Annotated in this window: 11 protein-coding genes; all 11 read left to right on the top strand. The window is 57.1% G+C overall.

Annotation, left to right across the window (positions count from 1 at the left end):
- The first annotated feature begins 66 nt into the window (after positions 1–66).
- Positions 67–1,170 carry a spermidine/putrescine ABC transporter ATP-binding protein PotA gene (gene potA, locus BN1143_RS19725; RefSeq protein ID WP_042051838.1) on the top strand — a complete coding sequence of 368 codons (1,104 nt, stop codon included), beginning with the start codon at positions 67–69 and terminating at the stop codon, positions 1,168–1,170.
- Positions 1,157–2,044, top strand: a complete 888-nt coding sequence (potB, locus tag BN1143_RS19730) for a spermidine/putrescine ABC transporter permease PotB (RefSeq protein WP_042051843.1) — start codon at positions 1,157–1,159, stop codon at positions 2,042–2,044. Before potA ends, potB begins: the two co-directional genes overlap by 14 nt.
- Positions 2,041–2,811, top strand: coding sequence for a spermidine/putrescine ABC transporter permease PotC (gene potC / locus BN1143_RS19735; RefSeq protein ID WP_042051845.1), 771 nt, complete (start codon positions 2,041–2,043; stop codon positions 2,809–2,811). The genes potB and potC overlap by 4 nt, the downstream gene beginning before the upstream one ends.
- A 141-nt stretch (positions 2,812–2,952) precedes the next feature.
- Entirely contained in the window at positions 2,953–3,960 is a 1,008-nt protein-coding gene (locus BN1143_RS19740) for an extracellular solute-binding protein (RefSeq protein ID WP_042051847.1), read from the top strand.
- A 404-nt stretch (positions 3,961–4,364) separates the two neighbouring features.
- Positions 4,365–6,008: a hypothetical protein gene (locus BN1143_RS22505; RefSeq protein ID WP_156141325.1), complete on the top strand. Its 1,644-nt coding sequence runs from the start codon at positions 4,365–4,367 to the stop codon at positions 6,006–6,008.
- A 200-nt stretch (positions 6,009–6,208) separates the two neighbouring features.
- Positions 6,209–6,826 carry a glutathione S-transferase family protein gene (locus BN1143_RS19745; protein WP_042051848.1) on the top strand — a complete coding sequence of 206 codons (618 nt, stop codon included), beginning with the start codon at positions 6,209–6,211 and terminating at the stop codon, positions 6,824–6,826.
- 209 nt (positions 6,827–7,035) lie between these two features.
- Entirely contained in the window at positions 7,036–7,455 is a 420-nt protein-coding gene (gene rbsD / locus BN1143_RS19750; protein ID WP_042051850.1) for a D-ribose pyranase, read from the top strand.
- 20 nt (positions 7,456–7,475) lie between these two features.
- On the top strand, positions 7,476–8,999 hold the full coding sequence (gene rbsA / locus BN1143_RS19755; RefSeq protein ID WP_042051851.1) for a ribose ABC transporter ATP-binding protein RbsA: 1,524 nt from the start codon (positions 7,476–7,478) through the stop codon (positions 8,997–8,999).
- Complete coding sequence (gene rbsC, locus BN1143_RS19760; RefSeq protein ID WP_005300744.1) at positions 8,996–9,961, top strand: ribose ABC transporter permease; 966 nt, start codon at positions 8,996–8,998, stop codon at positions 9,959–9,961. Before rbsA ends, rbsC begins: the two co-directional genes overlap by 4 nt.
- Positions 9,962–9,982: 21 nt before the next feature.
- On the top strand, positions 9,983–10,858 hold the full coding sequence (gene rbsB / locus BN1143_RS19765) for a ribose ABC transporter substrate-binding protein RbsB (protein ID WP_010634030.1): 876 nt from the start codon (positions 9,983–9,985) through the stop codon (positions 10,856–10,858).
- 106 nt (positions 10,859–10,964) lie between these two features.
- Positions 10,965–11,455, top strand: a 491-nt coding sequence (locus BN1143_RS19770; protein WP_042051853.1) for a PfkB family carbohydrate kinase, incomplete at its 3' end; no start/stop codon positions are given.

The raw sequence follows: 11,455 nt of genomic DNA on the forward strand, positions 1-11,455 counted from the left end.
GGATTGGCTGCATAGAATGCGGCCCTCTTTCAACATGATGGCCACTGGCTGGGGTGAGACTGGCGGATGATGAACAATCCACAGGTAATTGTCGCGCTGAACAAGATCAGCAAACTTTATGACGGCAAGGCGATATTGAGCGACCTTGACCTTGAGATCTATGACGGTGAGTTTCTCACCCTGCTGGGCCCCTCCGGCTGCGGCAAGACGACCCTGCTGCGCCTGCTGGCCGGGCTCGAATCGGTCGATGGTGGCACCATCCATCTGGCCGGTGACGAGATCACCCATATCCCCGCCGAACACAGGCACATCAACACCGTATTCCAGAGCTATGCGCTCTTCCCACACATGACGGTGTTTGAAAACGTCGCCTTTGGCCTCGAGATGCAGAAGGTACCGGCCAGCGAGATCCGCCAGCGAGTCGAGGAGACCCTCGCCATGGTACAGCTCACCGAGCTGGCCAACCGCCGCCCGGATCAACTCTCCGGCGGTCAGCAACAACGGGTCGCCATTGCCCGCGCCGTGGTAAACAAGCCCCGCTTGCTGCTGCTCGATGAATCCCTCTCGGCGCTCGACTACAAGCTGCGCAAGCAGATGCAGAGCGAGCTCAAGGCGCTGCAGCGTCGCCTTGGCATCACCTTTGTCTTCGTCACCCATGATCAGGAAGAGGCGCTCACCATGTCTGATCGCATCCTGGTGATGGAGGGAGGCAAGATTATCCAGCGCGGCACCCCGCGCGATATCTACGAATCGCCAGCCAATCTGTTCGTGGCCCGCTTTATCGGCGAGATCAATGTGATGGATGGCAAGCTGATCAACCTGCGCGAGCCCGGTATCTGGCAGGCCGAGGTAGAGGGGCGCGAATGCCTGCTCCATACCACACTGCCATTCCAGCCAGACGACAAGGTACTCGTGCTGCTGCGCCCGGAAGATCTTCGCATTCTCGATGAGGATGACGATCAGAGCGGCGCGCTGCGGGGCAATATCCGCGAGCGCAACTACAAGGGGGCGACGCTGGATTCGGTGATCGAGCTCGAAAGTGGCAAACAGCTGCTTATCTCCGAGTTCTTCGACGAGGATGACCCCGACTTTGACTACCGTCTCGGTCAGGAGGTGGCGATCCACTGGGTCGACAGCTGGGAGGTGGTGCTGCCCTATGATCCTCACTAATCTGCGGGTAGCGCACAGCTTTGCCCACAATGGCTTTCGCAACGGAGCCATCGCTCTGATCTTGGGCTGGCTGACCCTGTCTGTCTTTCTGCCCAACCTGATGATCATCGGCGTCAGCTTCCTCACCCGCGATGAATCCGAGCTTATCGCACCGCTCTTTACCCTGAGCAACTATGGCCGCCTGCTGGACCCGCTCTATTTCGAGGTGCTGCTCCACTCCCTCTGGCTGGCGCTGCTCGCCACTGCCATCTGCCTGCTGGTGGGCTACCCCTTTGCCTGGCTGTTGGCCCATCTGCCAGCGCGCATCCGCCCGCTGCTGCTGTTTCTGGTGGTGGTGCCGTTTTGGACCAACTCCCTCATTCGTACCTATGCGCTGAAAGTGCTGCTCGGCACCCGGGGGCTGATCAATGGCTGGCTGCTGGATCTGGGGCTTATCGAGCGGCCGCTGCAGATGATGTATACCGAGGTGGCCGTCATCATCGGGCTGGTCTATGTGCTGCTCCCCTTTATGGTGCTGCCGCTCTACTCCAGCATCGAGAAGCTGGATGGCCGTTTGCTGGAGGCGGCGCGGGATCTCGGCGCCAACGGCTGGCAGCGGCTGGTGCGAATCATCTTGCCCCTCACCCTGCCCGGCATCATCGCCGGTTGTCTGCTGGTGTTCCTGCCTGCCACGGGGATGTTCTACGTCTCCGATCTGCTGGGGGGCGCCAAGCACCTGCTGATCGGCAACCTGATCAAGACCCAGTTCCTCAACAGCCGTGACTGGCCCTTCGGCGCGGCCATCAGCGTGATGCTAACGGTGCTGATGGCGCTGTTGGTCTACTGCTACTGGCGGGCGGGCAAGCTGCTCAGCAAGAAGGGGGAGCTGGCATGATGCGCGCACTGAAGGCTCTGTTCTTGCTGCTGGTGTTTGGCTATCTCTATGTGCCCATCGGGGTGCTGATCGCCAACTCCTTCAACCTGTCGAAATATGGCATCGACTGGCGCGGCTTTACCCTGGGCTGGTATGAGAAGCTGTTTGCCAGCGCCAGCCTGATGCAGGCGGCCCAGCACTCCCTGACCATCGCCGCCCTCACCGCCACCGCAGCGACCCTGATCGGCACCCTTACCGCCGTGGCGCTGTTTCGCTACCGTTTTCGCGGCAAGCAGTACGTGAGCGGCATGCTGTTCGTGGTGATGATGTCCCCCGATATCGTGATGGCCATTTCGCTCCTGACCCTGTTTGTGGTGACCGGCATTGCACTGGGCTTCTGGTCGCTGCTGATCGCCCACATCACCTTCTGCCTGCCGTTCGTGGTGATCACCGTCTACTCGCGGCTGTGCGGTTTTGATGTGCGGATGCTGGAAGCAGCGCGGGATCTGGGAGCTGGCGAGTGGATCATCCTGCGCCGCATCATACTGCCGCTGGCCCTGCCGGCGGTGATGGCGGGCTGGCTGCTCTCCTTTACCCTGTCGCTGGACGACGTGGTGGTGAGCTCCTTTGTTACCGGCCCGTCCTACGAGATCCTGCCGCTCAAGATCTACTCCATGGTCAAGGTGGGGGTCTCCCCCGAGGTCAATGCCCTGGCCACCCTGATGCTGGTCGCCTCCCTCGGGATGGTGCTGCTGGCGCAACTGTTACTGCGTAAACGGCAGGGTTGACCCTGCCCGTTTCGTCCCCGCCATCTTTGGCGAACTCTGTCACGGTGGGCCGCAAGGCCCCATAACCCCAAGGAGTTGTTGATGACAATCTAACACAAGGCCGGCGCCCTGCTGGCAGCCGCCTTCACCCTCACCACCCCGCTGCTGAGCCAGAGCGCTCACGCGGCCGATGACAAGGTGGTCTACTTCTACAACTGGTCGGAATATGTGCCGGACGGCCTGCTGGAGCAGTTCCAGCAAGAGACCGGCATCAAGGTGATCTACTCCACCTACGAATCCAACGAGACCCTCTACGCCAAGCTGAAAACCCATGGCGACGGCTATGACGTAGTAGTGCCCAGCACCTATTTCATCTCGAAAATGGCCAAAGAGGGGATGTTGCAGCCGCTGGATCGCGCCCAGCTGCCCAACTTCAAGCACCTCGACCCTACCCTGCTCAACCACGAGTACGACCCGGACAACCGCTACTCCATCCCCTATATCTGGGGCGCAACCGGCATCGGCACCAACACCGACATCATCGAGCAGCCGGTTACCAGCTGGAAGCAGCTCTGGGCACCGGAGTGGAAAGAGAGCCTGCTGCTGATGGACGATGCCCGCGAGGTGTTCCATATCGCGCTGGTGCAGCTGGGCTACAGCCCCAACACCCGGGACAAGGCGCAGATCGCCGAAGCGTTCGAATACCTGAAAAAGCTGATGCCCAACGTCAAGGCGTTCAACTCCGACAACCCGGCCGACCCCTTTATCGCCGGTGAGGTCAATATCGGCATGCTGTGGAACGGCTCAGCCTACGGCGCCCAGCGCGAATACCCCTCCATCCAGATGACCTATCCCGAAGAAGGCGCCGTGCTCTGGATGGACAACCTCGCCATCCCGGCCAAGGCCAGGCATGTGAAAGAGGCCCACGCCCTGATCAACTTCCTGATGCGCCCCGATGTGGCCGCCAAGGTGGCCGAGGCAATTGGCTACCCCACTCCGGTCAAGGATGCCACTCCCCTGCTCACCCCGGCGTTTCGCAACAACCCCATGGTCTTCCCGAGCGACGAGATCAAGCGCAAGGGAGAGTTCCAGTCCGATGTAGGGGATGCCTCCCGCCTCTACGAGCAGTACTTCCTGCAGCTGAAAGCCATGGTGGCCAAGGCGGGTTAAAATCGGCTGTTAATCGGTTCTGACGGGCTCAATATATTGAGGGGGGCAATATTTGCCCCCTTCTTTTTTCATAACCACCAACACCATTTATCAACGCAAGAATCATTGATACAGGGAGATATAGGGTATTGGCTAAGTTCAAAATTTGTTAAGCCAGCCCCCCCCTGTAACACATCCCAAGCTGCCAGCTTCACATCAAATTTTAAGAAAGATATGGGAAAGCGGTGAATATAGGCCATTCTGATCAGATTCATAGTTGCCCCTTTGTGGAGATATTGGCACAATAGGTTCGGTTATGATAAAGACTGTGCAGTATTATCTAAACCGCGAATTTTAGATTGTGCTTCTCTAATCTAACCTTTCGATTTTTTAAGCTTAGTAGCTACAATCTATGGAGTATAAAATTGAAACTCAATTATGAATTACTGAATGACGAACAATACAATGAATATCCTCTTGATTACAAAAGCTGCTTCAATGCTAGAGGCCTATATCATTCAATGCAATTTGTGTTGAGATTAAGGCCTGACATACACAACCTACTAGATGCTACTGAGAATGGAATTCACACATCAAATAAATATGATTTTGAAACAATTCAAGCTTTCTCCACATATCTTCACGAAACTATCCATTGGTGGCAGCACATAGGATCTATATCAGGTTTGATATTGAGTTTTTCGTATCCTGCACAAGCACATATAAACCATTCATTTTTAAAAGAATACATCAAGCATACTGGCCTAAAAAAACCCATAACAAAATACAATGTAAAAAACATTGCACATGCTAAATCCAAAGAAAAAGAATTTTTGGCTATAAACCCCATACTGAACAATTTCCATGACATTGAATTTTTCAAAAACTTAATTATAGAGCCGAAATCAGCACCATCATTTATTAACGACAAGCTTTTTGAATCAGTAGGACATTCTTTTCATATAGCCTACTCATCGTTTGTTGCGGTCTTATCTACAAGTTTTGATAGAAACTTAAATTTTTTGCCAAACGCCAAAGATTGGCATGTGGGGTTTGATATTTTACAAGAAAAAAAGGAACCCAATCACTGTTATGGTGAGCCAGCTTATATTTCATCCATTGGGCTGATTGAATTGTATGAAGGTCAAGCGCGATTTACACAGATGCAGTATTTGTTCTACTCATCTGGTGAAGCTCTAGAATGGAAGGATTTCGAAGATCTAGGAATGTTGGATGGAATATATTACTCAGCCTTTAACACATTTTTAACACTTACTGAATCAGAAAGACCTGAAGACTTAGGAAGCCCATTAGTAGCGCTGTTCTTGTTGGTTTTAGATATTGCGATAAATCCAGGTGAAGGATTTCCATTCGAAATTGAGGATTACAAAAAATTCATAGATTCAACTAATCCAGGCATTAGGTTTATGAATCTGTGTAAGGTGATTAAAAACAAACACCCCGAATTTAAAACATTAATCATTGATTATTCAACACCTGAGTATTACCATGTGTCAACAGCTCTTTCAGCTGCAATTGATAGTCACTCACCACTAGATATTGCTGGAAAAATATGCCATTGGGTGGATAATGAAAACTCACTGATTGAATTAATGAAAGAAGAACAATCATTTGAATTTCAAGATGAGAACCTACCAATCAGACTACTATTCTCAAGATTTATTAGATTCCAGCAGGACAAATTGCGAAATCCATCTTATTTCTGTTGGACTGGATTTTATAGCGCAGGGAAGAAGGTGACGGATGAAAGTCTAACTCTGTTCCAAGAACACCAATCTTTATTTACTGATAAATCTGATGGTGATATATATCCAAGAAAATTCCCGGAAAAAGATGAGGCTAAAGTGCAAAAAACATTTGATACTTTTTATGCATGGGTAGCCATGTATGACTTATGTAGACAATGGATTGTTGGTGAAGGTGATTTTGATTATGATTACTTCTGGCTGTCTAGTAAGTACTCGAGAAGTGAATTCGAGAGCTGGGCACGAAACCACTTTAAACTCGTATATGGGGTCGATCCTAGTGACTTTGAAATAGTCTTTTAAAGACAAACAAACCTGTAAGGTGTGGCAAATAACAAAGTGGCTAAGTCCGATTAATTCTGCGCTTTTTCATCGCCCATTAGGGGTGTAAATTGGTTGGGGGGCAAACGTTGGCCCCTCTCTTTTTTCATGACTGCCCGTGGTGCTCCGCGAAGCAATCTTTCGCCGATATCGCGGGTGGCCTGAGCCAATCAGGAGTATTCATGTCCGATCTGACCCTCTTCTTCGCCCCCGGCTCCTGCGCCGTGGCGGTCCAAATCGCACTGCTGGAAACCGGCGCCCCGTTTACTGCCCGCCAGCTTAATCTGGCTGCCGGTGAGCAGCGTTCGCCCGAATACCTCGCCATCAACCCCAAAGGGCGGGTGCCTGCCCTGATCACCGAGCAGGGCACCCTGACCGAGACCCCGGCCCTGCTGCTCTATGTGGCGCAGCGCTTCCCTGATGCCAAACTGGCACCGCTGGACAACCCGTTCCTGCTGGCCCGCATGCAGGAGGTCAACAGCTTTCTCGCCTCCACCGTGCATGTCTCCCATGCCCATGGTCGCCGTGGCAGCCGCTGGGCCGATGACGAACAGGCCATTGTCGCCATGCAGCAGAAAGTCGCCAGCAATATGCGCGATGGCTTTGCCCAGATCGAGCAGCACTATCTGGCAGGCCCCTGGGTACTCGGCGAGCAGTTCAGCGTGGCGGACATCTATCTGTTCGTGGTCGCGGGCTGGCTGAAAAGCGATGGGGTCGAGATCAGTGAATTCCCCAAAGTGGCCGATCATTATCGCCGAATGCTAACCCGTCCGGCGGTCAACAAAGCCCTCTCCAACTAAGTAAAAAATCAATAGAAAGGGTGCCGAGGCTCTGCTGGCACCCTTCTTTCTCTTTCCTCCCCCGCCTTTGAGATCGTTTTCACATTTCCGTGGTTTTGCCGTGGCCCTTCCATCCTAAAAAGCCTATCTTTGCGCCATAACGCAACCGGTTGCGTAACCGATTGCCTAGCTAACATCAGATACGCGGGCATAGCCTGCCGAGGTGCTGTATGAAACGAGGCGTACTGCTCAATGCTCCCCTGAGTGCCCTGGTGGCAAGGATGGGCCACACCGACGAGATCACCGTCTGCGATGCGGGTCTGCCTATCCCGGTGGGCCCCGAGCGCATCGATCTGGCGCTGATGGCGGGGACGCCGAGCCTTGGCACCGTGCTGACCGCCCTGCTCACCGACCTGGTGGTGGAGAAGGTGATCATGGCAAGCGAGATCAAGCAGATCAGCCCCGCCGCCCATCAGGCGCTGGTGGATCAGCTGGAGGCGCACGCCGCTGCCCAGGGCAAGCCCATCACCATCGAATACTGCCTGCACGAAGAATTCAAGGCTCGCTCCCACCAGAGCAAGGCCATCGTGCGCAGCGGCGAGGTGACCCCCTACGCCAACCTCATTCTCTGCGCCGGCGTGGCGTTTTAAGCCTTTTCAAGGAATCAGCCATGAGTACAACCCCTTCGCCCATTCTGTCGCTCACCGGGATCGTCAAGACCTTCCCCGGCGTGCGGGCGCTCGATGAGGCAGGCCTCAAGGTCTACCCAGGTCAGGTAATGGCCCTGCTCGGCGAAAACGGCGCTGGCAAATCCACCCTGATGAAGGTACTGACCGGCATCTATCAGGCCGATGCGGGCACCATCAGTTATCGCGGTGAGCCGGTTCACTTCAAGGGACCTCGCGACTCCCAGGATCAGGGGATCAGCATCATCCACCAGGAGCTGAACCTGCTGCCGGAGCTCTCCATTGCCGCCAACATCTTCCTCGGCCGCGAACCGCGCACCCGCTTTGGCAGCATCGATCACAAGCAGTTGCGTGAGCGTGCCAGCACCCTGCTGGCACGACTTGGCGTCAAACACGGCCCGGATACCCGGCTCGGGAGTCTCTCCATCGGTGAACAGCAGATGGTGGAGATCGCCAAGGCACTCTCCTTTGATGCCAGCGTCATCATCATGGACGAACCCACCGATGCGCTGACCGACACCGAGACCGAGCAGCTGTTCAAGGTTATCCGCGAGCTGCGTGAGCAGGGCTGCGGCATCGTCTACATCTCCCACCGCCTGAAAGAGATCTTCGAGATCTGCGATCGGGTCACCGTGCTGCGCGATGGCAAGTGGATCGGCGACCAGGCGGTGAGCGAGCTCGACGAAGACAGGATCATCGAGATGATGGTGGGCCGCCGACTGGAAGAGCAGTACCCGCGTCTGGTGCGCGAGCTCGGCCCGGTCAGCCTGCAGGTCAAGGATCTGGCCGGCCCCGGCGTGCGCGGGGTGAGCTTCTCCCTGCGCCAGGGGGAAATTCTGGGCTTCAGCGGCCTGATGGGATCCGGCCGCACCGAGCTGATGAAGCTTATCTATGGTGCCAGCCCCATCAGCGCCGGCCAGGTGACCGTGGATGGTCACGCGCTGGCCCCCAGAAGCCCGGCCGATGGCCTGGCCGCCGGCATCGCCTACATCTCCGAGGATCGCAAGGGTGACGGCCTGGTGCTGGAGCTGTCGGTGCGCGAAAACATGAGCCTGTGCGCCCTCGGCGAGTTCATCCGTGGTGGCAAGATTGACGGCCAGGCCGAACGCCAGGCGGTGGGCGACTATGTGCGCCTGTTCAACATCAAGACCCCCAGTCAGGATCAGCTGATAAAACTGCTCTCCGGCGGCAACCAGCAGAAGGTGGCCATCGCCAAGGGGCTGCTGACCCGCCCCAAGGTGCTGATCCTGGATGAGCCGACCCGCGGCGTCGATGTCGGCGCCAAGAAGGAGATCTATCAGCTCATCAACCAGTTCAAGAAGGAGGGGATGAGCATCATCCTGGTCTCCTCCGAGATGCCGGAAGTGCTCGGCATGAGTGACCGCATCCTGGTGATGCACGAAGGGCGCATCAGCGCAGAGTTCAATACCCGCGACGCCAATCAGGAAAAACTGATGGCGGCGGCAGTCGGCAAACAGTGGCAAGCAGAGCAAGAGGCAGCACAATGACAACCCAAACCCTTTCCCGCCGAGGCATCATGAGCAAGGAGTGGTGGATCGAGAACAAATCGCTGGTGGCCCTGCTGGTGCTGATCGGCGTGGTCTCCTTCCTTAGCCCCAACTTCTTCACCGCCGACAACCTGCTCAACATCCTGCGCCAGACCTCGGTCAACGCCATCATGGCGGTCGGCATGACCCTGGTCATCCTCACCGCCGGCATCGATCTGTCGGTCGGCTCGGTACTGGCCCTGTGCGGCGCCCTGGCCGCCACCATGGTGGCCATGGAGCTGCCCATCATGCTGGTGATCCCCCTCACCCTGGGGGCCGGCGCCCTGCTTGGCGGCATCAGCGGCCTCATCATTGCCAAGGGCAAGGTGCAGGCCTTCATCGCCACCCTGGTCACCATGACCGCCCTGCGCGGCGTCACCATGGTCTATACCGAGGGGCGCCCCATCTCCACCGGTTTCAGTGACGGCGCCGATCACTTCGCCTGGCTGGGTACCGGTTACCTGTTCGGTCTGCCGGTGCCCATCTGGTTGATGGCCATCGTCTTCCTGCTGGCCTGGTTTATGCTCAACCACACTCGCCTGGGTCGCTACATCTATGCCCTGGGCGGCAACGAATCGGCCACCCGCCTCTCCGGCATCAATGTGGACCGGGTGAAGCTCGCGGTGTATGGTCTGTGCGGCATGCTGTCGGCACTGGCCGGGCTCATCGTCACTTCCCGCCTCTCCTCCGCCCAGCCGACCGCCGGCATGGGTTACGAGCTGGATGCCATCGCCGCCGTGGTGCTGGGGGGCACCAGCCTGATGGGGGGCAAGGGCCGCATCATGGGTACCCTGATCGGGGCGCTCATCATCGGCTTCCTCAACAATGCCCTCAACCTGCTCGACGTCTCGTCCTATTACCAGATGATCGCCAAGGCCAGCGTGATCTTGCTCGCCGTGATGATCGATAACAAAAGCAAGTAAGCACACACAAGGAATGAAATGATGAAAAAGCTCAATACCCTGCTCGCTGCCGCCATCATGTCCGTACTGGGCACCGCCCAGGCCGCCGATCACACCCTGGCCATGGTGGTTTCCACCCTCAACAACCCCTTCTTCGTCACCATGAAGGAAGGGGCCGAAGCCAAGGCCAAGGAGCTTGGCTACGAGCTGGTGGTGCTGGACTCCCAGAATGACCCGGCCAAAGAGCTCTCCAACATGGAAGATCTCACCGTGCGCAAGGTCAACGCCATCCTGATCAACCCGACCGATTCCGAAGCGGTAGGCAACGCCATCCGCTTGGCCAACAAGGCCAACATTCCGGTGCTGACCCTGGACCGCGGCGCGGCGCAGGGTGACGTCAAGGCCCACATCGCCTCCGACAACGTAGCGGGCGGCAAACTGGCCGGCGATTTCATCACCCAGAAGCTGGGTGCCGGTGCCAAGGTGATCCAGCTGGAAGGGATCGCCGGTACCTCCGCCGCCCGTGACCGCGGCGAAGGCTTTGCCCTGGCCGTGGCCGCCAACAAACTGGAAGTGCTGGCCTCCCAGCCCGCCGACTTTGACCGCACCAAGGGTCTGAACGTCATGGAGAACCTGCTGGCCGCTCACCCGAGCGTGCAGGCGGTATTCGCCCAGAACGACGAGATGGCGCTGGGTGCCATCCGCGCGGTGCAGGCCGCCGGCAAAGAGGTGATGATCGTCGGCTTCGACGGCACCGACGATGGCAAGGCCGCCGTGGCCAAGGGTAAACTGGCCGCCACCGTGGCCCAGCAGCCCGCCCTGATCGGCGCCATCGGCGTGGAAACCGCCGACAAGGTGCTCAAGGGCCAGCCGGTGGAAAAATCCATCCCGGTTCCGCTGCAAGTGGTCAGCAAGTAAGTTGACGGGGGGAGGTTCGCCTCCCCTTTTCACTCAGGGTTGACGGTGCTTCCCGGCCTGGATCCGGCTTTCGTGTCCATGCCAAGATGCATCAGGAGTACTCAACATGAATCGTCTCGTCGTTCTGGGCAGTGTCAATGCAGACCACGTGCTGCGCGTTCCCCACTTTCCTCGCCCGGGTGAAACCCTGACCGGCCACAGCTACCAGGTGGTGCCCGGTGGCAAGGGCGCCAATCAGGCGGTGGCCGCCGCCCGGTTAGGTGCACAAGTCTCCTTTATCGCCCGCATCGGCGATGACGCCATCGGCCAGCAGATGAAGAGCGGCTTTGCCAAAGACGGCATCGACGTGAGCGCCGTCGAGCTCGATCCCAAGCTCCCCACCGGGATCGCCATCATCTATGTGAGCGATGAGGGGGAGAACAGCATCGGCATCTCCGCCGAAGCCAACGGCGCCCTCACCCCGGCCGTGGTGAAAGGCCATGAAGCGATGATCTCAGCCGCCCACACCCTGCTGCTGCAGCTGGAAGTGCCGCTGGAAAGCGTGCTGGAAGCCGCCCGCCTGGCCCGTACCCACGGCACCCGGGTGGTACTCAACCC

The organism is Aeromonas dhakensis (genome assembly GCF_000820305.1).
GTDB classification, from domain to species: domain Bacteria; phylum Pseudomonadota; class Gammaproteobacteria; order Enterobacterales; family Aeromonadaceae; genus Aeromonas; species Aeromonas dhakensis.

Coding starts and splice junctions, on each gene's coding strand:
- potA (WP_042051838.1), top strand. CDS start 67: ATGATGAACAATCCACAGGTAATTGTCGCGCTGAACAAGATCAGCAAA.
- potB (WP_042051843.1), top strand. CDS start 1,157: ATGATCCTCACTAATCTGCGGGTAGCGCACAGCTTTGCCCACAATGGC.
- potC (WP_042051845.1), top strand. CDS start 2,041: ATGATGCGCGCACTGAAGGCTCTGTTCTTGCTGCTGGTGTTTGGCTAT.
- BN1143_RS19745 (WP_042051848.1), top strand. CDS start 6,209: ATGTCCGATCTGACCCTCTTCTTCGCCCCCGGCTCCTGCGCCGTGGCG.
- rbsD (WP_042051850.1), top strand. CDS start 7,036: ATGAAACGAGGCGTACTGCTCAATGCTCCCCTGAGTGCCCTGGTGGCA.
- rbsA (WP_042051851.1), top strand. CDS start 7,476: ATGAGTACAACCCCTTCGCCCATTCTGTCGCTCACCGGGATCGTCAAG.
- rbsC (WP_005300744.1), top strand. CDS start 8,996: ATGACAACCCAAACCCTTTCCCGCCGAGGCATCATGAGCAAGGAGTGG.
- rbsB (WP_010634030.1), top strand. CDS start 9,983: ATGAAAAAGCTCAATACCCTGCTCGCTGCCGCCATCATGTCCGTACTG.